Source organism: Paenibacillus graminis (assembly GCF_000758705.1).
GTDB lineage: Bacteria > Bacillota > Bacilli > Paenibacillales > Paenibacillaceae > Paenibacillus_AQ > Paenibacillus_AQ graminis.
Genome location: NZ_CP009287.1, coordinates 1,223,769 through 1,243,748 on the forward strand (window position 1 = coordinate 1,223,769; position 19,980 = coordinate 1,243,748).

General features: G+C 51.8%; 17 protein-coding genes and 1 riboswitch. Of the genes, 11 read left to right on the forward strand and 6 right to left on the reverse strand.

Features of this window, described 5'->3' with window-relative positions:
- Nucleotides 1–6: 6 nt before the first annotated feature.
- The 6 genes from PGRAT_RS05200 (at nt 7) to PGRAT_RS05225 (ending at nt 5,579) form a co-directional block, all read left to right on the forward strand.
- The gene (locus PGRAT_RS05200; protein ID WP_036702742.1) at nt 7–819 is read left to right on the forward strand and encodes an AAC(3) family N-acetyltransferase; all 813 of its coding nucleotides are present in this window, start codon (nt 7–9) and stop codon (nt 817–819) included.
- A gap of 164 nt (nt 820–983) precedes the next feature.
- The gene (locus tag PGRAT_RS05205; RefSeq protein ID WP_025703469.1) at nt 984–1,916 is read left to right on the forward strand and encodes a manganese-dependent inorganic pyrophosphatase; all 933 of its coding nucleotides are present in this window, start codon (nt 984–986) and stop codon (nt 1,914–1,916) included.
- A 296-nt stretch (nt 1,917–2,212) separates the two neighbouring features.
- Nucleotides 2,213–2,785, forward strand: coding sequence for a hypothetical protein (locus tag PGRAT_RS05210; RefSeq protein ID WP_025703468.1), 573 nt, complete (start codon nt 2,213–2,215; stop codon nt 2,783–2,785).
- A gap of 90 nt (nt 2,786–2,875) precedes the next feature.
- On the forward strand, nt 2,876–3,316 hold the full coding sequence (locus PGRAT_RS05215; protein WP_025703467.1) for an RrF2 family transcriptional regulator: 441 nt from the start codon (nt 2,876–2,878) through the stop codon (nt 3,314–3,316).
- Between the two features lie 89 nt (nt 3,317–3,405).
- A complete protein-coding gene (locus PGRAT_RS05220) occupies nt 3,406–4,053 on the forward strand; it encodes a nitroreductase family protein (RefSeq protein ID WP_025703466.1) in 648 nt (215 codons plus the stop codon).
- 431 nt (nt 4,054–4,484) lie between these two features.
- On the forward strand, nt 4,485–5,579 hold the full coding sequence (locus PGRAT_RS05225; protein WP_025703465.1) for a Glu/Leu/Phe/Val family dehydrogenase: 1,095 nt from the start codon (nt 4,485–4,487) through the stop codon (nt 5,577–5,579).
- A 127-nt stretch (nt 5,580–5,706) separates the two neighbouring features.
- On the opposite strand, the gene PGRAT_RS05230 is transcribed toward PGRAT_RS05225, so the two are convergent.
- On the reverse strand, nt 5,707–6,450 hold the full coding sequence (locus PGRAT_RS05230) for a peptidylprolyl isomerase (protein ID WP_025703464.1): 744 nt from the start codon (nt 6,448–6,450) through the stop codon (nt 5,707–5,709).
- Between the two features lie 174 nt (nt 6,451–6,624).
- Between PGRAT_RS05230 and PGRAT_RS05235 the strand changes: the two genes are divergently transcribed.
- The gene (locus PGRAT_RS05235; protein ID WP_025703463.1) at nt 6,625–7,863 is read left to right on the forward strand and encodes an MFS transporter; all 1,239 of its coding nucleotides are present in this window, start codon (nt 6,625–6,627) and stop codon (nt 7,861–7,863) included.
- Nucleotides 7,864–7,901: 38 nt separating this feature from the next.
- On the opposite strand, the gene PGRAT_RS05240 is transcribed toward PGRAT_RS05235, so the two are convergent.
- The gene (locus tag PGRAT_RS05240; protein ID WP_025703462.1) at nt 7,902–9,227 is read right to left on the reverse strand and encodes a voltage-gated chloride channel family protein; all 1,326 of its coding nucleotides are present in this window, start codon (nt 9,225–9,227) and stop codon (nt 7,902–7,904) included.
- A 76-nt stretch (nt 9,228–9,303) separates the two neighbouring features.
- Nucleotides 9,304–9,366: riboswitch (Fluoride riboswitch) on the reverse strand.
- Nucleotides 9,367–9,437: 71 nt separating this feature from the next.
- On the reverse strand, nt 9,438–10,043 hold the full coding sequence (locus PGRAT_RS31460) for a hypothetical protein (RefSeq protein WP_051424676.1): 606 nt from the start codon (nt 10,041–10,043) through the stop codon (nt 9,438–9,440).
- Between the two features lie 262 nt (nt 10,044–10,305).
- On the opposite strand from PGRAT_RS31460, the gene PGRAT_RS05250 reads away from it, so the two are divergent.
- Together PGRAT_RS05250 and PGRAT_RS05255 are read left to right on the forward strand one after the other, a co-directional pair.
- On the forward strand, nt 10,306–12,207 hold the full coding sequence (locus tag PGRAT_RS05250; RefSeq protein WP_081758556.1) for a sensor histidine kinase: 1,902 nt from the start codon (nt 10,306–10,308) through the stop codon (nt 12,205–12,207).
- Between the two features lie 107 nt (nt 12,208–12,314).
- Nucleotides 12,315–14,231: a sensor histidine kinase gene (locus PGRAT_RS05255; protein WP_025703460.1), complete on the forward strand. Its 1,917-nt coding sequence runs from the start codon at nt 12,315–12,317 to the stop codon at nt 14,229–14,231.
- 21 nt (nt 14,232–14,252) lie between these two features.
- On the opposite strand, the gene PGRAT_RS05260 is transcribed toward PGRAT_RS05255, so the two are convergent.
- Entirely contained in the window at nt 14,253–14,501 is a 249-nt protein-coding gene (locus PGRAT_RS05260) for an NHLP leader peptide family RiPP precursor (RefSeq protein ID WP_420329482.1), read from the reverse strand.
- A 74-nt stretch (nt 14,502–14,575) separates the two neighbouring features.
- On the reverse strand, nt 14,576–15,508 hold the full coding sequence (locus PGRAT_RS05265; RefSeq protein ID WP_025703458.1) for a hypothetical protein: 933 nt from the start codon (nt 15,506–15,508) through the stop codon (nt 14,576–14,578).
- Nucleotides 15,509–15,639: 131 nt separating this feature from the next.
- Here PGRAT_RS05265 and PGRAT_RS05270 point away from each other — a divergent pair, with 131 nt between their 5' ends.
- Nucleotides 15,640–15,954, forward strand: a complete 315-nt coding sequence (locus tag PGRAT_RS05270) for a hypothetical protein (RefSeq protein WP_025703457.1) — start codon at nt 15,640–15,642, stop codon at nt 15,952–15,954.
- 68 nt (nt 15,955–16,022) lie between these two features.
- Entirely contained in the window at nt 16,023–17,099 is a 1,077-nt protein-coding gene (locus tag PGRAT_RS05275) for a Gfo/Idh/MocA family protein (RefSeq protein WP_042266158.1), read from the forward strand.
- 888 nt (nt 17,100–17,987) lie between these two features.
- On the opposite strand, the gene PGRAT_RS05285 is transcribed toward PGRAT_RS05275, so the two are convergent.
- Entirely contained in the window at nt 17,988–19,919 is a 1,932-nt protein-coding gene (locus PGRAT_RS05285; protein WP_025704304.1) for a beta-N-acetylhexosaminidase, read from the reverse strand.
- Between the last annotated feature and the right edge of the window lie 61 nt (nt 19,920–19,980).

Below are 19,980 nucleotides of genomic sequence, written 5' to 3' on the forward strand. Positions count from 1 at the left end.
ATTAATATGATACATACACAAGCAAGCTTAATGGAGCAGCTTAAAGGAATGGGGATTGATCCCCGGGGGACGGCGCTGGTCCACTCTTCACTGAAAAGTATCGGCGAGGTCCAGGGAGGGGCAGACACGGTGCTGGATGCACTGTCTGAATATATGAGACAAGGGCTGCTGGTTCTGCCGACGCACACCTGGTCATATATCGATGCGGATAATCCCCAGTTCTCCGTTCAGCAGTCCCCCTCCTGTGTCGGAATCCTGCCGGAGCTGTTCCGTAAGCGGCCGGGGGTTATCCGCTCGTGGCATCCCACCCATTCCGCAGCTGCGCTGGGCAAGGATGCAGCGGAGTTCACCTCCGGTGACGAGCGGTGGGACACGCCCTGTGCCCGGGGATCAGTCTACGGCAAGCTGCTGGACCGCAAGGCCGACATTCTTCTGCTCGGCGTAGATTTGCGGAGGAATACCTTCATCCACGGGATTGAAGAGTGGCTGGATATTCCCGGCAGAATGACGGATAGCCGTGAGCAGCTGTATACGGAAACTCCCGGCGGAGAAGTGATTTCAGTACCCTCGCGCAGGCACTGCGGGCTCTCCTGGTCCGAGCATTTCTGGAAGGTGGAGCAGGTGCTGGAGACGGGCGGAGCGCTGCGCAGAGCCAGCTTTGGAGATGCCCCTGTGATGATCTGCGGGACCGTGCAGACGACGGATATCCTCAGCCGGATGCTGATAGCCGATCCGGAGCTGTTCTCGGACAATGAGCCGCTGGACGGCGGAGCGGTGCCTGAGCCGCTGCCCAAGACGAAGCGGGGATTACCGGAATAGGATGAACCATTTACTGCAGCCTGCCAGTGGGAGTTTCCGCAGGCAGGCTGTTCTTTTATCGGATACACGGGGTAATGTATCCTGGGTTCTTGTCCGCAATCTGGCGGGCTCCTATCAATGTATGGTATATTATTCTCACAAAAAACAAAGTAAGGAGATTGGAAATGGAAAAAACTTTGATCTTTGGACACAAAAATCCGGATACGGATACAATCTGCTCGGCCATCGCCTATGCGGCGCTTAAGAAGGAATTAGGTTGGGATGTTGAGGCGGTTCGTCTCGGAGAAATCAGCGGAGAAACCCAATATGCGCTTGACCATTTCGGCGTGAAGGCTCCGCGCCTGGCTGAGAACGTTGCAAGCGAAGCCAAACAAGTGATTCTGGTTGACCATAATGAACGCCAGCAGAGTGCCAATGATATCGACCAGGTCCGTGTCGTTGAGGTCATCGACCACCACCGGATCGCTAATTTTGAAACGGCTCATCCGCTCTACTACCGTGCAGAACCGGTAGGCTGCACAGCGACAATCCTGAATAAGCTGTATAAAGAAAACGGAGTGGCTATTCCAAAGGACATTGCCGGTCTGATGCTGTCCGCAATTATTTCTGACTCCCTGTTGTTCAAATCGCCGACCTGCACCGAGCAGGATGTGGCGGCTGCGCGCGAACTGGCTGGAATCGCCGGTGTGGACGCAGACAGCTACGGGCTTGCGATGCTGAAGGCTGGTGCCGACCTTAGCGACAAAACGATCGCCCAGCTGATTTCCCTGGATGCCAAGGAATTCAAAATGGGTGAATACAAAGTGGAGATTGCCCAGGTTAATGCGGTGGATGTTAATGATGTGCTCGCCAAGCAAGCCGAATTGGAAACAGCCCTGACAGCCATCATCGATGACAAAGGTCTGGATCTCTTCCTGTTCGTCGTTACAGATATCCTTAACAATGATTCCGTAGGTTTGGCACTGGGCCGCGTTGCAGGTGCGGTTGAGCAGGCCTACAATGTGAAGCTGGACGACAACAAAGCGGTACTGAAAGGCGTCGTTTCCCGCAAATCGCAAATAGTGCCGGTGCTGACCGAAACCATTGCCAAGCTGTAAAAAGCAGCTTCAGCACACGGCAGCCAATTTTGTTTTTAATGAAATAAGACAGGTTCCAACCGGCTGTGCGCCGTTCTCATGGGAGGCGCGCAGCCGGTTTTTTAACTATTGGGGTCCCTGCAAAGCACCTTAATCAGCTTCCATCAGCTTCCATGTAAAGGCCCCGCTTTGTAGGGCGATTTGGTACATTGTGAGAATACATAACTCCAAAAGCCTCGTTTTCAGCTTACATAAGTGCAACTTATTTCCATTCGGGCGGTATAATTAAGCATGGACTATTCAGAGGGGGATAACGAATGAGGACGATAAAAAAGCTGATCTTCGCCACAATGTGCCTGATGATCATCTCAGGGGGGAGCCTGCTGTATGCCGCAACGGGCAAGTCGGACATTGCTGTCTATCTGAATAATGTGCTGTTGAAGAATTCCGGCCTGCTGTCGGAAGGGGTGCCTTACCTGCCGGTCGAGCAGCTGCCCGAGAGCCTGCACGCCGTATTATCCTGGGATGAGTCTGCTCAAGAGGTGCGGATTTACAAGCCCAATGTGAACATGGTGCTGCTGGACGACCAGGGGAAAATCTTTGGCAAGGTGAGAAGCGCGGCAAGCAATACTTTTTCTGTTCTGGTACAGGTGGATCATCTTAAAACTGATATTTCCGATCTGAAGATTACCATCACTGATCCTCTGAACAAAACAGATATCGTGGATAATCAGCCAATTAAAGAGAAGAAGGACAGCTTCTGGTTCAAGTCGGCGAATTACAGCTACACGTTTAATGAGAAAGGGAATTATATGATTCAGGTCTACATAAAAGACAGCTCCTCCAAAAGCTGGTTCATCGTTTCCGAAATGCAGATTTCCACCATTTAATCATTAGTGGTATGTTGAATTCTTTTGCCAAAAACGGGCGGACGCCCTATACTTAACCTTACATACATGGTGCAAAAGGAGCGGGGAAACATGACCAGAACACGAAACAGCGGAGCGCCTCCATATAAATCGTTTGTACTGGTGCTGCAGGCGCTTATCATTATGGCCCGTAAAGAGGGCAACACCTGTTCCAGCTGTGAAATCGCCGGATATTTGTCGTCAGAACCCACGGTTCTGAGAAAAGCGCTGGCCAAGCTGACCAAGGAACAAATCCTGGTGACCCGTGAGGGGCGGGATGGCGGTTATATGCTGAACCGGTCCCCGGAAGAGCTGACGCTGGCGGAAATATACTGCGCGATGGAGGTCGACGGGCTGCAGAGCAATGCGGTGATTGAGACCATGTACGGGAACACTTTTGGGGCCCAGATGAAGTCTGCATGCGGAGACATTCTGGAAGAAATGAACCAAAGTGCATTAGGTATTCTGCAAAAGTATACGCTGGGGGATCTGGTGCGGCGAACGGGATGTTGACAGCGGGCTTTTTTATGAATTATACTGTGCCTATTAAGACACAGTTAAACCAGACACTCAATTTGGATAGGGAAGAGGAGGATTAAGTTATGGCGTCAGAATTAAAAGTAGAACAGGAATTCAGTAAGGTGATCCGTGAACGGCGTTCGGTGCGGAAATATGATTCTTCCTGGAAAATTCCCGATGAAGAGATCAAGGAGATTCTTGCAGAGGCTATCCTTGCACCTTCTTCCTCCAATCTTCAGCCTTGGCGGTTCATCGTCATCACCGATCAGGAAATCAAGGCCAAACTTCTTCCTATCGCGCACAACCAGGCACAGACCACCGAGTCCTCGGCAATGATTGCTGTACTTGGAGATACCGAAGCTTACAGCAACGCGGAGACGATCTATGGTCAAGCCAGCGCTATGGGACTTATGCCTGAGGATGTTGCTGCAACCATGGCCAAACGCAGCCGCGAAGGCTACTCCAGCCTGCCGAAGGAGAAGCTGGAAGACATTGCCCTGGTTGACGGCGGACTGGTGTCCATGCAGCTGATGCTGGCAGCCAAAGCGAGAGGCTATGACACCGTACCAATGGGCGGTTATGATGCTGCCGCACTGAAGGAGCTGTTCCAGATCTCAGACCGTTACATCCCGGTGATGCTGATCGCGCTTGGCAAAGCTGCGGTCGAAGGACGGGCGACAAACCGCTTGCCGCTGGAGGACGTTGTGCATTGGAACGGATTCCAGGCGTAAGCCGGACATTCGTGCACTTATACTATACAAGACTTTAACTGCCGGTATCCCTGTCCTGATGCCGGTGGTTCATTGATAACAGGTACCTTCCTTTATTATGGAAGGTACCTGTTTCATGTTGACCGGGAGATTAGGCGGGATCGCTTATTTCTGATTTGCGGCGCTTTCTGCTACACTGGAATTAGCTGGATTAAGCATACGGTGCAACCGGAAATTGAATACCGTCCAAGTCTGTACTGGGATTAGAGTGTATCAGTGTTCAGACATCCCTTCACTCTGACATTCAAAGTGAAATGAATGTAGGATATGAGGGTGGTGTAAAGGCATTTTTATCTAAAAAGGATAAAATATATTGACAACATTCTCTAAAAGGACTAGCTTTGTTATGAAACGTAACATGTAAAAAAGTAGAGACAGGAGAAATGAGACTAATGGAATTGTTTGCAGCAATGGAGCGGGACGATTACGAGGAACTTTTGTTTTGTCAGGACAAGGCATCAGGGCTAAAGGCTATTATCGCCATTCATGACACAACACTCGGTCCCGCACTGGGTGGAACAAGAATGTGGACCTATGCTTCGGAAGAGGACGCGATTGTAGATGCTCTCCGGCTGTCTAAAGGTATGACCTACAAAAATGCTGTAGCCGGGCTCAATCTGGGCGGCGGCAAAACCGTGATTATCGGCGATCCCAAAAAAGACAAAAACGAGGCGATGTTCCGGGCCTTTGGCAGATACATACAAGGCTTGAACGGCCGCTACATTACAGCCGAGGATGTGGGCACCACAGAAGCAGACATGGATATCATTCATCAGGAAACGGATTATGTAACCGGGATCTCGGCGACTTACGGTTCTTCGGGCAACCCGTCTCCGGCCACAGCCTTCGGCGTATACCAAGGCATGAAAGCGGCGGCGAAGGCAGCGTTTGGCAGCGATTCACTGGAAGGCAGAACTGTGGCAGTACAAGGTGTCGGCAATGTATCCTTCACACTGTGCAAGTATTTGCACGAGGAAGGTGCGCGGCTGATCGTAACCGACATCAATAAGGATGCCGTGAAGCGGGCCGTAGAAGCCTATGGAGCTACAGCAGTTGATCCTGCCGACATTATCTCTGTCAAAAGCGATATTTATGCGCCCTGCGCGCTCGGCGCCACGATCAATGATGACTCACTGCCGCTCCTTCAGGCGAAGGTTATCGCCGGCGCGGCCAACAACCAGCTGAAAGAACCGCGCCATGGCGATGCTCTGCATGAGATGGGAATTATATATGCTCCGGATTATGTGATTAATTCAGGCGGCGTAATCAATGTGGCTGATGAATTGAACGGCTACAATAAGGATCGGGCCTATAAGCAGATTGCCAAAATCTATGACAGCATCACCCGCATCCTGGAAATTTCCGCTACTGGCGGAATTCCCGCCTATGCTGCTGCAGATCATCTTGCCCAGGAGCGTATTTCCCTGCTGAAGAACAGCCGCAGCACCTTCCTGCGCGATGGACATCATGTCCTCAGCAGAAGATGAGGCTGTTGAAGTAGAATAAGTACTTGCCGTATTGCCGATAACATCAAAGGGCCTCTTCCCCACCCGGGAAAAGAGGCCCTTTGCGTTGATTGCTGCGGTTATAGAGTGATAGCAGGAGAGTAACCGTCTACTGTACCTTCTCCGGTTCAGGGTAAGTGACGCCAAGCGTATCGACGGTAACCTTCTTCATGACCGGCGGCTGCTCCGGACGGTCTGAGCTGTCGCGCGGCAGGTTGACGATGGCATCTACTACATCCTGGCCTTCAGTAACCTTGCCGAAAGCGGCATATTGGCCGTCCAGGCTCGGATACGCTGCAGCCATGATGAAGAACTGCGAGCCGCCGGAGTTCATATCCTGGCTTCTCGCCATGGATAGAACACCTTGTGTGTGCTGCAGGTTATTGGTGAAGCCGTTCGCCGTGAACTCACCGGCAATGCTGTAGCCCGGTCCGCCCATGCCTGTGCCATCGGGATCGCCGCCCTGAATCATGAAGCCGGGAATGACACGGTGGAAGATCGTTCCGTCATAGAAGCCTTTTTGAATGAGAGAGATGAAATTATTGACGGTATTGGGAGCGACCTCTGGGTACAGCTCGGCCTTGATGATGCCGCCGTTGTCCATCTCTATCGTAACTACCGGATGGCTTGCTGTTGCCGAAGGTAACCCTTCGGTAGCTGCGGCAGCGCTCTCCTGGGGAGCAGGACTTGCTGTATTGTCCGCAGCATTGCCTGCCGCATTCCCCGCAGCATTGCTGCTGTTTCCGCTATTTGCCGCATTGTGGTTCGCGGGTTTGCTGCCGCAGCCTGCGGCGATGACCAGCAGGAGAGTCACCAGCAGCAGGATGACAGGTTTTTTTCTTGTACGCTTCACGTTTTCAATCGCTCCTTTGATCTTTGAATATCGATTGCCACACGCTTAATCATACCCTGTTTGTCCCGCCCGTTGCAAAGCCCGGCAAGCCGCCTTGGGATTGGCACAACCCCGAAAGAGGGTTAGAATGAAAGGATGATGCTTCCAAGAATACACAGAAGGGATGTGTGCAGCATGGGTTTTTCATGGAAGCGGAACCTGATCGTGCTTTGGGTAGGGGTGTTTTTTTGCAGTACGGCATATTCGATCTCGATTCCGTTCCTCTCGATTTTCCTGAGCGACCAGCTTGGTGTTACGAATCATTTGGAGATCTGGTCAGGGGTCAGCTTTGGCATTACCTTCCTTGCCAGTGCGCTGATATCGCCTTACTGGGGGTCGCTCGCCGACAAATACGGGCGCAAGCCCATGCTGATCCGGTCGGGCTTCAGCCTCGCGGCGCTGTATTTGATCAATTTTTTCGTACATGATCCGTATGTTTTTATTATTGTACGTATTTTTCAGGGACTTCTGGCGGGTTTTGTGCCGGCTGCCATTGCTATGGTCGCCACCAACACCCCGGAGGAGAAAACCGGTTATGCGCTCAGCATCATGTCTACGGCCGGTGCCACGGGGAGCATCATCGGCCCGCTGATCGGCGGTGTGGTCAGCTTTTATTCCAGCAACCGCAGCGCGTTCCTCTTCTCAGCGGTGATTGTGCTGGTATCGGCACTGATCGCCACTTTTTTTGCCAAGGAAGAGAATTATGACCGTTCGGCGCCGAGATCGCATGTGCGTGATGATATCCGGGAGGCTGCGGCGAATCCGGCGTTTATGACGCTGCTGATGCTGGCGGGGCTGGCTACCTTTTCCGTGATGATATTGGAGCCGCTGCTCCCGATCTATCTGTTGGACATGGGGATTTCTAAGAACAGCGCTTCTTTAAGCTCAGGCATCGTCTTCTCCGCTGTAGGCATTGCCACGGTAATTATGGCTCCGCAGTGGGGGAGGATCGGCAGCCGCAAGGGGTTCGGTTTTATTTTGTTTATCGGCCTGGTCGGCGGGGGGATCGGAAATATTCTGCAGTATTTTGTATCGGGTTATGTAGAATTCGCCATCTTGCGTTTTGCTTACGGCTTGTTCTATGCCGGTGTGCTTCCATCGGTAAATGCCATGATTGTGCAGGTTATTGACCCCGGCTTCCGCGGGCGGGCTTTTGGCCTGAATCAGGCGGCGACCCAGCTGGCAACCATGGCCGGGCCGATTATCGGCGGACTGCTCGGGGCTTTTATTCCGATCCGCTGGGTATTTGTCATTAACGGAGTGATGCTCCTTGTGGCGGCCGTACTGGTGAAAACCCGCAAACTGGAGGCAAAAGTGGAAGCTGTGGAAGCTGCCCATGCCTCGGGGCAGACGGCAATCCTGGAAAACTCGTAAAAGAAGATATGAAAGGCTGTCCGCTTGAAGGCTACTCTTCAGCGGACGTTTTTTTTTGTTGTGCGCAGCTGATTGACGGTTCCCAGCGTGGTACCTTCAGGAATGCGGACCCACTCACTCTTGGAGATTCCGATCTGTTGAGAGGTGTAGATGCCCGAATGGCCGGAGAACAGGTAGCTTATAAGGCATGCGATGAACATGTAGACGGCTCCGCCCGAGCCGAACAGTTCAATACCCATAAGGAAGCAGGCAATCGGCGTATTGGTGGCACCGCAGAAGACGGCGATGAATCCCAGCGAAGCCAGGAAAGGCGCATGAAGATGAAGAAAACCGGCCAGGCTGTTGCCCAGGGTTGCTCCGATGGCAAAGAGCGGAGTCACTTCTCCCCCCTGAAATCCGGTGCCCAAGGTGAATGAGGTGAAAATCAATTTCCATAAGAACGCAAGGGGCGCCACCCCGGTCTGAAAAGAATCCTGAATCAGAGGGATGCCCAGACCCAGATAATCCCGGGTGCCGGCAATATAGACCAGCGCAATAATAATGAAGCCGCCCAGCGCACTTTTGAGCATCGGATTCTTCACTAGCAGGGTAAAGGTTTTTTTCAGATAATGGGTGAGCTCACTGAAGAGGATACTGGCAAGCCCGAAGAGCACAGAGGCCAGGATCACTTTCAGCAGTATGGCGGCAGTTAGCGGGGGGAAGAAATCCACGTGATAATGGATGTGCTGGACCCTCCACAACCGGGTAGCCACGATATCCCCGATGAAGCTGGCTGTGAAGCAGGGAAGCAGGGCCTTGTGGCTGATCAGGCCGATAGCAATAACCTCCAGGCCGAACAGGGTTCCGGCCAGAGGCGTCCCAAAAATCGAGCCAAAGCCGCCGCTGATCCCGCACATGAGCAATATTTGCCGGTCAAGCGGACTGATGCGGATCAGCTTGCCGAATCCTTCCGCCAGGCTGCCTCCCATTTGCACAGCCGTTCCTTCCCGTCCTGCAGAGCCTCCGAATAAATGGGTAACGAGTGTTCCGAACAGCACCAGAGGAGCCATCCGCAGCGGAATGGCCTCATTCCCCTGCTGAATCTGTTCCAGGATCAGATTATTCCCTTTGGCGCTGTTCTTGCCGTAACGCATGTACAGGTAGCTTACCAACGCTCCGCCCAGCGGCAGCAAGTACAGCAGCCAGCCATGATTCAGCCTTACCTCCGTTACAGCATCCAGGCTTTTTAGAAAAATGGCCGAAGCCGAACCGGATAGAATACCGACAGTTCCCCCCAGCACAATCCATTTGATGAAGGTGCTCCACAGCGCCAGGAAATGGTTCCTTTCCATAAGCTTCAGCCAATATGTATGTATTGCTCTCATCCTGCCATCCCCCAATAGAATAATGCTGCAAATCATTGATTCGCTAAAATCAAACAGACTCCTACCAGCGAAGTGACCGCTGGTAGGAGTCATTAGTCTCTAAAGACGGTTAATGGCGAACTCCATCGCCGTATTGAATTACAACCAATACTAAGGATATCGTGCTAAAAAGTCAATGCGGAAATTAACAATGTTACCCTTCCTTAAGTCCTATTCTTCCTCACCCGTTGAGCCATTCAGCACATCCGTACCCGGCATGACATCAATGGGAGGTGCGGCCGGATCGATGGCTGTTCCGGGCTGGAGTTCGTCGGCATCGGGTACATCCTCCAGCGGAAGCTCCTCTTCCTCATCCACAAGCTCTTCATCTCCGGCATAGTCAATGGCACCGCCGGCCAGTCCGGCCGCACCGGCAGCGAATATCGCATCGGACTCCAGCACTTCATCCCGTTCGGATGGCGGCGGGGAGGTCATGCTCCGCACTCTGTCGGCCCTGCGTCCAAGAGCCGGTTCAGGAGCATTAAGGTCAATATCGGCAGCGAGAATAGGGTCGCCCACCAAAGCCGGATCGGAGCCGTCATCGACAACGCCATCCCAATCGACAGGTTTTTCGTGGGCCGGGTCATGGCTGGCCAGTGCGGATTCCATAGGCCTTAAGTCCGCTCCGGCAGTTCCATCACTGGGGCTTTGATGCGTAATCGTCCCCAGCGGCCGCAGTTCCTCCAGCGGAATATCCTGCTCCGGGGAGACATCTCCCAGTTTGTTGTACCGCTCATATACAAAATCGGCTTCAGTTTTGTTGAATTCATTACCCATAGCCGTTCCACTCCTTTTGGCTGATTGCTTCTTGTTTGCCTATAGTAATTCTATACCCTAATCTCAGATGGCGAATCTGTAACCTTTAGGCGGCCTATTCTTAATATAATCATTCTGCAGGAGGATTAACCATGATCTGCGATATAACGGCTTTTTTCGAGATGGTTTGCAAAGTATGGGCAGGTAAAGTGCGAACGTTGTCGAAAATTAAGAGGTTAGATGTACTACATAAATCCAACTATAGACTTACTGAGGTGCCATAATGAAGTTGCCATCAATGAAGGCAGCGGCAGCTATTCTTATGCTGTTTCTGCTGATTTCCATAGTGCCTATCGGTATCGCAGCGCAATGGGGCGGCGGGGCAGGATTTTCTATACCGGACTCGGAATTGAAATGGGAAACTTCAGACGTATGCGATCCTGCCGCAGCAGCTGAAGCTCCTGACAGCGAATGGGTACAAGCAGACATGAATTCTGTGAGGCCAGTGGCTCCGGCGGATGCTACGGCAGCTTGGCTCCGTTTTCCCCTCCCGATAACGGGAGAGCCTAACCCTGCCCTAATGATTAATAAATTCGCCGGACATAACCTAAGGGTCTATGTGGATCATAGGCTTATCTATGAGTTGCAGGATTTGATTAATTATGATGAAGGCAGGGTGCTGATCCCCTTGTCAGGTACAGAGGGGCATTCCTGGTTATATCTATGGAGCAGCGGAAGCGGCCAGGGCTTTGGGGGGATTAAAGGGGAAATCACAGCAGGGAACTACGGCAAGCTGCTGGCATTCTATGTGAAGCAGAACTTGCCGGATATGGTGATTGGTGCGGCATTCCTATTTGTAGGTGCGGCACTTATGGGCTGTTTGCTATTTCTCAAGCTGGACTTTTTCAAAGGCGGTTTTTTTCTTGTCCTGGTCATCGTTTCCTTCGGGATTCTGTTCATCACCTATTCACCGTTTCTGCCGGTTATTCTGCACATCCCGGACCACTGGACCCAGACCTTCTTTGATCTGGCTCTATTTACATTGCTGCCGTCGTTTACGATCTACTTTGAGCAGATTTTCGGCCCAGGCAAGCACGGGCTAATCACGAAGCTGCGCAAATTCCAATTGGGTTATTCGTTATTCTGTCTGGTATTTCTTATTGTCAACACTCTGCTGTCTCACCGTCTGGACGAGTTGTATAGAATCGCAACCGTTGATTTTCTGGGCCTCATGATGATGGTGCAGTTCATCTATTTACTGTATGTGACTCTCGAAGCTGCGTTCAAAGGCAATCGTGATGCTGTCATCTTTTCAACCGGCTTCTCTATTTTTGCCTTATTGTCTTTAACTGAGCTTATTCTCTACTACGCCAATAACAGCTACCACTTGCAATGGTGGAAGTGGGGAGTGATTGCGTTTGTGGCCTCGCTTATTCTCATTTTGGGCAGGAGATTTGCAGGCAATCATGAGCAGGTGCTCGAATATTCCCGTGATCTGGAGAAATTCAATGACGATCTGCAGCGGTCTGAGAAAATGGAGATCATCAGCGAGCTCGCTGCTTCGGTGGCCCATGAAGTGCGCAATCCCCTGCAGGTGACCCGCGGATTCTTGCAGATCCTGGGGGAACGCTCTGATCAGAAGGAGAAGGAATACCTGCAAATGGCTATGGAGGAGCTCGACAGAGCGTCGCTTATCATCACGGATTTTTTGACCTTTGCCAAGCCGGGAATGGATACCCTGGACAGATTTGAGGTGGCGGAGGAGCTTCGGCATGTCTCCGGCGTTCTGGTACCGCTGGCCCATCTGCAAGGGGGGACCATTGAGCTTAAGCTGCAGAGCGGACTTCAGGTGCTCGGCAGCACCTCCAAGTTCAAACAGGCTTTTATCAATCTGATCAAGAACGCTATTGAATCCCTGGAGGAAGATGGGCTAATAACGGTTGCCGCATGGAGCTCTGGAGAGCACATTATCGTCAGTGTCCAGGATAACGGGGAAGGCATGAAGATGAGCGAACTGGCGCATCTGGGGGAACCCTATTATTCGAATAAAAAGAAAGGAACAGGCCTTGGACTGATGGTCACGTTCCGGATTATTGAAGCAATGAACGGCTCCATTCAGTTTCAGAGCAGAAAAGGGGAAGGTACCGAAGTCATTGTGAAATTACCATCAGCCGCAAAAAAATAGGAATTATTTTGCTTAATACCGTTTTTTTGAAGGGATGCGCTGTGAATGGGGCGAAGTACTACTAACAACAGAACTAAGCTTCTGAAATTTTCTTCTGAGGTGCTTGCATGCGCTTGTTCGCTAAAACTTTACATCTAACCATAGTTCTATTCGTACTTTGTACGGCCTGTGGTGCGTTCCAGGCATCGGCAGCAGGCCAGCACGCCCCCCGGGAATTGACAAGCTGGCAGATACAATGGGGAAGTCCGGGTGAAGATACGGGCCAAGAGGTACCGCTTGGAGAGACTCAGGGCTGGATAGAAGCTGATGCCCGTCAGGGGACACCGGAGCTTCCCAAGGGGATATCCTCCGCGTGGACGCGGATCACGTTGCCGGAGAGTCAATACACTTCGCCCGCGGTTTATATTAAGACGTTATATGCCCTGCATGTTAAAGTATACGCGGGTGAACGTCTCATCTTTGAAGACAGCCGCAGCTATATCCATGACAATTATTCAATGCTCATTCCGCTTAGTACAGAAGATCTTGGGAAGACCCTATATATATGGACGGCAACCCTGCAGGACCGGATCGGAATTAAAGACAGAGTAATTGTGGGCGAGCACAGTGATCTGCTTAAGGATTATTCTAAAAATGGACTTGCTGATATTGTTTTGGGCGGAGCCTTTCTGTTCGTGGCTCTCGTTTTGTTCGTATGCACCTTTTACCTGAGCAAAGAGTATTTTTCCATTGCAACCGCACTGTCCCTGGTAATTGCCTCCACGGGAGTTCTGTCCATTACCTATTCTCCTTTTACGTACACCTTCTTCAGTTATTTGGGTCCGGTCAGCGTCGTATTTTTCGATCTGGCACTGCTGTCGCTGCTCCCTGCATTAACCTTTTTGTTTGAGAAAATATTCGGCAGCGGAAAGTTCGCCATCATCCGGCGTTTCCGTAAATTTCAGGTAGCCTATTCACTGTTCTGCATAGCCTGTCTGATCTTGAACATCCTCTCGGGCAACCGGCTGGTGGAATTTTATTATTTTGTGTCCGCCACCATCGTCGGATTCATTATGATTCTGCAATTCATCCTGCTGATTGCCTGTGTTATCCTGTTCTCGCTGCGGGGGAACAAGGATGCAATCACCTTTGCCCTCGGTTTCGGAACGGCAGCTTTGACCGGAGCGGTTGAACTGGCCTGGTATTATTACCGCAAAGGCAATTATGATCTCATCTACTGGAAGTGGGCGCTGGTAGTGTTCATTCTATCCTTGATCATCATTCTGGGACGCCGTCTTGCCCTGAATCATCAGCAGGTGGTCAAGTATTCACGGGAACTGGAGCTCTTCAATAATGAACTGCAGCGTTCCGAAAAAATGGAGATCATCAGCGAGCTGGCTGCATCTGTTGCGCATGAGGTGCGCAATCCGCTTCAGGTGACAAGAGGATTTCTGCAGCTGTTAAGCGAGAAGTCGAGCGGCGATGAGCAGAAATACTTGTTCATGGCCTTAAGCGAGCTGGACCGCGCATCCAATATCATTACGGATTTTCTTACGTTCGCCAAACCTGAATTCGAGAAGATCTCCCTGCTGAGCGTCCTGGAAGAATGCAAGCATATCGAGAGCATAATGCTGCCGTTGTGCCACTTGAACGGAGGCAAAATGGTGCTCGAGGTCACCGGGGATCTATGGGTAAAGGGCAACTCCTCCAAATTCAAGCAGGCTTTTATCAATATGATCAAGAACAGTATTGAGTCGCTCGGGGAGGATGGCAGCATTCATATTAAGGCCTATGCCAAAGGGGATAAAGTGTTCATTCATATCAAGGATAACGGGGCGGGCATGGACCCAGGAGTTCTGAGCAGGCTGGGTGAGCCTTATTTCTCTTCCAACAAAACAAAAGGGACAGGCCTTGGGCTGATGGTAACGTTCAGGATCATAGAGGCGATGGGGGGAGAGGTCCGCTTCATGAGCAGCAAAGGAGCCGGAACCGAGTCCATTACCATTCTGCCTTTGGCAGAAGCTCCGGAGGGTTCTGGCTCCTAACGGGACAAAGTCTTATCGATCTTACCAGGTACTAAGTGTGGTTAAGTCTGTTTTCATTACGCCTGATGCCGGACTGGGCGGGATAACCAGGTAGAATTCATTGGACCCTTCTTCAACGGTTTTGAGGGTAATATTGTCGGGAAGTTCAATGCCTAACGCTTCTTGGAGGGCTGCCTTCGGATTTGTGAGTAATCTTTGCTTGAAACCTGGATCTTCCCATGCCTTTTGAATTACTTGATTTCGGAGAATTGCTTCTGACAAAATAATCACCCTTTCCAAAATGGTTATATTTTCCTGATTAGTATAGCATAGCCCACTCTATTAATCTACATCCTATCTCCTATTTACAGATTCATATGTTTGGATAACCAGTAACTCAGACCCCCGCCTTGCAAAAGCTGTTTTTCTGCTTCGACCGCTGCTGCCATGTGCTGCAGATTCTTGACCATAAACTGATGGAAAGCAACAAGATGAGGAGCGTTCAGACGGCAGTCTTCAAGCTTTCTGTGATGATCAGAGGCCGCCCCGGCATACGCAGCAAGCCCTCCTTTTGTAAAGATATAATCCTTGACCTGTGCCTTGGTAAGCGCAGCCTGATCTATGCCCGTTAGATGTCCGGCCTGGGACAGCAGGCAATTGTAGCTTCCTTCAGCAAGATCTTGCTCCCAATCCTCGAAGTCGTCCAGCATTTGCAGGGTAAGCAGTACGGTATGGAGAACATCTTCCGCTTCCGGTATCAGAGAAGCATTGCCGGTGTGCAGCAGAATAGCTGTGCTGGTAAGCTTCAGCGGACTGGCTTTATGGGAGATTTTCAGCCGGTCATTCCAAAAATAATCCCCATGCGCCTCACCGGCCACACTCTCCGCCCATTCCAGAATATAGCGGTTGAAGCAGAGCCAGAAAAGAGATTCCGGCGGAAACAGCGGCCTGTACCTGTTGAGGAACTCAACATACAGCAGATTGGCCAGCGGCAGCATCCGGGATGCGCTGTTATCACTGTCCATCAGATCATCCTGAATAAAGAAATACAGCATGCAAAAAATATTGCCTGCCGACAGCCCGCGGGCTTCGGCCTCTGTAAGGCCGTAACCGTCCCTAAGCCAGAAGGGGAGCAGATAACTGATATAATTTTTGTGGCTGCCTGTGCTAAAAACGTTAAATTGTTCGAGATAGGACAATCCTTGAATGCGAAGGGAATCAGGGAATCCGGAAATCACACTGCTGCAGTCCTGAAATACCATACGGAGCTCCTTGTCGTAATCGTGCAGCCAATCCATCGTTTTGCCTCCTGTCTTCAATTTTTTTGATGCAAAGAGTTATGTATATGTATTAGGTAAAAAATGGTTATTCGTGATGATTATAATCTTCCTGGCCGTTGATTTCAATCTTAATTCGAGGGGGATTCGGTATGGAGTGGTATACATTCGGGCAAATGCTGATACATATCCGTCTAGGCCAAAAAGCTGCCACACCTGACGGGCGCACCGTGCTGCGCACCTCTGCCGGATTACTCTGGCAAGGGGGCAGGCAGGACGGTGACTATGTGCAAATTAAAGATTATCTCTTCTCCGATATATGGCGGATCTACGAGGATGAAGCGAGCCTGAAAGAAAGCTGTGGCCGGGGTATTCATGAGCAGAAGGAACGTGAAATGCTGATGAATCAATATGAAGAGCAGCGCTGGAATGAGCTCGGGATTCGGAGAGCCCGGAGGGAAGACTGATTTTACTCCCGGGACGGGCTTGGGAAAAGGTGCCGGAAGGGCAAGACTTATAGCGGAGGGATTACGGTATGGAGAAGGTTGTATTTGGACTGGTGGGCGGAGGCTGGCGGGCAGAGTTTTATCTGCGGATTGCGAGAGAGCTGCCGGAGCAATTTGCCGTTGGCGCTATGTTCGTCCGCAATAAGGAAAAGGCGGAAGCGTTGAGCAGAACCTGGGGAGTGCGGGTGTACACCACTATCGGGGATTTTATATCGGCAGCATCCTATTCATTTGCAGTAGTAAGCTTGAAAAAGGATATCAGCACAGCGTATATGATGAGACTGGCAGAAGCCGGAATTCCGGTGCTGGCCGAAACGCCTCCCGCCCCGGATCTGGAACAGTTGAAGGAACTGTGGAACCGTGTGGGCAATTCTGCAACCATCCAGATTGCCGAACAGGTTATGTTTCAGCCGATGCATGCGGCAAGGATTGCGCTTGCTGCCTCGGGCAGGCTTGGAACTGTCAGCCAGGCGCAGGTATCGGCTGCACACGGGTATCACGGCATTAGTCTGATCCGCCGGCTGCTCGGCACCGGCTTCGAAAATGCCAGCATCCGCGCGCAGCATTTCCGTTCACCTATTATTCAGGGACCGCAGCGCAGCGGTCCCCCTTCCGCCGAAGCGAGAATGCAGAGTGTCCAGACACTGGGTGCGCTGGACTTTGGAGACAAGCTGGGGGTGTTCGATTTCACCGGCGACCAGTATTTTTCGTGGATTCGCGGCAGCCGGATGCTTGTGCGCGGGGAGCGGGGAGAAATTATGAACCATGATGTCTCTTGGCTGCAGGCCTATGATACACCCGTATACAGCAGGCTGCGCCGGATCGACGCTGGCCACGGCGGCAATCTGGAGGGCTTTTACCTCAAGGGAATCATGCTGGACGGAGAATGGCTGTACAGGAATCCTTTTGCGCCGGCCCGGCTCTCGGAGGATGAAATCGCGATCGCAGAGAGCATGATCCGGATGCAGCGGCATATCGGGGGCGGGCCATCCTTTTACAGCCTGGCTGAAGGCAGCCAGGACCAATATTTGGCGCTGCTGCTGGAGCAGGCTGCCGAGAGCGGCGAAACCGTAGTTTCGCAGCGCCAGCCCTGGGCGGCGGAGTAAGCCTGCGGGCCGGAGGGACAGAAACAACAGCAGAAAGGCCGTTGTTGGGGCGTCGGCGGTAGCTGCGTGGAGAAACAACGGCGAAAGGCCGTTGTTGGGGCGTCGGCGGAGGTGGCTGCGTGGAGAAACAACGGCAGAAAGGCCGTTGTTGGGGCGTCGGAGGTGGCTGCGTGGAGAAACAACGGCAGAAAAGCCGTTGTTGGGGTGGCAGGTTGGGTTACGGCTGAACTTGTAGTACCTCTTATTTCAGTCGGCAATCCAATTACTGCGAAATGAGGTACTTATACCTCACATTTGCTCCCTCGGGCAGTTTACAGCGAAATGAGAGGTACTAATACCTCACATTTGCTCCCTCGGGCAGTTTACAGCGAAATAAGAGGTACTTATACCTCACATTTGCTCCAATGGGCTGTTAACAGTGAAATGAGAGGTACTAATACCTCACATTTGCCTCATTGGGCAGCAGACAGCGAAATGAGAGGTACTAATACCTCATATTTGCTCCGATGAGCTGTTTACAGTGAAATGAGAGGTACTAATACCTCACATTTGCTCCCTCGGGTAGCTTACAGTGAAATGAGAGGTACTTATACCTCATATTTGCTCCGATGAGCTGTTTACAGTGAAATGAGAGGTACTAATACCTCACATTTGCTCCAATGGGCTGTTAACAGTGAAATAGGGGCTTAGCCGGAATTAGAGGCTTAATCGAAAGCTTTTATTAGAGCGCCAGCGGAGGCAGCGGAGTAATACAACGGAAAAGAAGCGTTGTTGGAGCGCTGCAAGGAGCAAGCCGGGAACAACGGCAGAAATGCCGTTGATATCACTAGGCAGCGGCTCTGCAGAGTAACCTGCGGAGCCCCTGCCTTAATGCCGTTATGCCTGGTGCTATAACGCCGCCGAATCAATCAGCTCTGCTGCCAGCCGGGTGTACTCGGCGCGCAGCCGGACCAGCTTCGAGACGCTCTGTTCCAAGCCGCCAGTCCGGTTGCGCTGGACCCACAGCTGGCGGTAGTGATGAAGCAGGATGTCGAGGTCTTTGATCTGGCGGTGGATCAGCTCAGGCTGAAGTGTGGAGGGCCCGTCGGCCAGCTGCTTTTTGATCCGGGCCAGCTGCACAGCATGCTTTACAAAATGAATACCATTCCGGAGCTCTGCAGCAACAAGTCCGGCATCGCTGCATTCCAGCTCCGTCTGTTCAAGCCGGGCCTCGATCTCCTCTACATACTGCTCCAAATGATCGAAATGCTCCCCCGTAAGCTTGCCGACAAGCTGTACTTGCTGCAGGGGAGTACGCAGCAGCATGGACATTTCCGTATCATTCGGACGGACGACGCCGGACTCCAGCTTGTAGTAGTTGCCAAGATCCAGCAGCAGCTGGCCGATTCTGCCCGCACGGTCGTGGAAGACGGCTGTGTTCAGGTATGCGGCCACATCTGCCTCCAGATTGTTCTCCACATTCCAGGCGACCGCTGCACCGTAGGCAAATCCGGGATAACTGATGGGCAGGTGCTGCCAATGGCCGAAATCGCCCCAGTCAGTAATCAGATAGCCGATGGCGCCGTTGTTTTTGCCGTGGATTGCGGCACTGCGCAGATTGGCCATCATGTTGTCGCTGCGGCCCGTAAGAGAGTTCCAGGAACTGGTTCCCGGGCAGACGTAGAAAGGAATCCCCGCTTCGCGGAATTTCATTGTATCGGCTTCGAACGGGTGGGCTGCGCTGTAGCCCCATTCCATGGCAACAATATCTTTGGGAAGCTGGGGAATGAGCTCAGGATGCTGAATAATAATGTCGCCCCAGAACTGCATAGTTTTCCCGCGCTCCAGGACCAGCGCATGAATTTTCTGCAGAAAAGTCAAGTACAGCTGGCCTTTGCCATCGGCGTCTGCCGCAGGTTTGCTTTTGCCAAGCCCCAGCTCATAGGTCTCATCACAGCCTACATTAAAGTGTTTTGACGTAAAGTAGGGAAGAAGGTCATCGTACATGGTGGCGAGCAGCTGCAGCACTTCAGGGTTTTCGGTATGGAAGGTTCCCGGGTGCATGAACAATCCCTCCGGATACATTTCGCTGTCGTACATATCCTCAGGGAGCATGAAGCCTTCCGGAATCTCAGCCAGGGCATTGAACTCAGGGCGGGTCAGCCATCCTTCCATGTGCCCAAAGCTGTTTTGGTTCGGAACAAGCTCGATATAACGTTCCTGGCAGTAGGTATCCAGCTGCAGAATTTCCTCTCCGGTTATAGGGGTTTCAAGCTCCCAGACCTGGGGAAAGGATTCATAGGCAAAGGGAGAACCTTCTATATATAACTGCAGCTGGTTCAGCTTAAGATCCGCCATGAAATCAATGATCCGGTACAGGGTTTCGAGCTTGGGGATTTTATTGCGGCTGATGTCGATCATCAGTCCTCTGGCTGCAAAGTCCGGCTGGTCGCTGATATGCAGAAACGGAAGGTTCCTGCCGCACTGCAGCAAAATTTGTTTCAGTGTGGCAGCCGCATAGTAGGCCCCTTCGGGCGAACCGTAAGTTACGGTGATTCCGCCCTCATCCACATGGATTTCATAGCTCTGGGCAGGCATCATTGGACTATAACTAAAGTGGTAGACGGAACGGACGGATACGCGTGTGCCTACAGACAGGGATAGGTTCAGTTGAAGGACCTGGGACAGGGTTAGCTGGAGCTTGCGCGCAGCAGGAAGAGCGGCACGGTCGGCTTCGTCCGCAAGAACGATGTTTCCCTTGGCGGGAAGATGGAACCGGCCGTCAGATACTTCCAAGACCTTTGGATTCGGAAACAGCTGCAAATGATGGTTTTCAGACATAGCGTGGACACCTCTTGTTCATGTAGAATATGATCATCTTCAGATTAACCATATCACTCCT

Coding starts and splice junctions, on each gene's coding strand:
- PGRAT_RS05200 (WP_036702742.1), top strand. CDS start 7: ATGATACATACACAAGCAAGCTTAATGGAGCAGCTTAAAGGAATGGGG.
- PGRAT_RS05205 (WP_025703469.1), top strand. CDS start 984: ATGGAAAAAACTTTGATCTTTGGACACAAAAATCCGGATACGGATACA.
- PGRAT_RS05210 (WP_025703468.1), top strand. CDS start 2,213: ATGAGGACGATAAAAAAGCTGATCTTCGCCACAATGTGCCTGATGATC.
- PGRAT_RS05215 (WP_025703467.1), top strand. CDS start 2,876: ATGACCAGAACACGAAACAGCGGAGCGCCTCCATATAAATCGTTTGTA.
- PGRAT_RS05220 (WP_025703466.1), top strand. CDS start 3,406: ATGGCGTCAGAATTAAAAGTAGAACAGGAATTCAGTAAGGTGATCCGT.
- PGRAT_RS05225 (WP_025703465.1), top strand. CDS start 4,485: ATGGAATTGTTTGCAGCAATGGAGCGGGACGATTACGAGGAACTTTTG.
- PGRAT_RS05235 (WP_025703463.1), top strand. CDS start 6,625: ATGGGTTTTTCATGGAAGCGGAACCTGATCGTGCTTTGGGTAGGGGTG.
- PGRAT_RS05240 (WP_025703462.1), bottom strand. CDS start 9,227: ATGAGAGCAATACATACATATTGGCTGAAGCTTATGGAAAGGAACCAT.
- PGRAT_RS31460 (WP_051424676.1), bottom strand. CDS start 10,043: ATGGGTAATGAATTCAACAAAACTGAAGCCGATTTTGTATATGAGCGG.
- PGRAT_RS05250 (WP_081758556.1), top strand. CDS start 10,306: ATGAAGTTGCCATCAATGAAGGCAGCGGCAGCTATTCTTATGCTGTTT.
- PGRAT_RS05255 (WP_025703460.1), top strand. CDS start 12,315: ATGCGCTTGTTCGCTAAAACTTTACATCTAACCATAGTTCTATTCGTA.
- PGRAT_RS05265 (WP_025703458.1), bottom strand. CDS start 15,508: ATGGATTGGCTGCACGATTACGACAAGGAGCTCCGTATGGTATTTCAG.
- PGRAT_RS05270 (WP_025703457.1), top strand. CDS start 15,640: ATGGAGTGGTATACATTCGGGCAAATGCTGATACATATCCGTCTAGGC.
- PGRAT_RS05275 (WP_042266158.1), top strand. CDS start 16,023: ATGGAGAAGGTTGTATTTGGACTGGTGGGCGGAGGCTGGCGGGCAGAG.
- PGRAT_RS05285 (WP_025704304.1), bottom strand. CDS start 19,919: ATGTCTGAAAACCATCATTTGCAGCTGTTTCCGAATCCAAAGGTCTTG.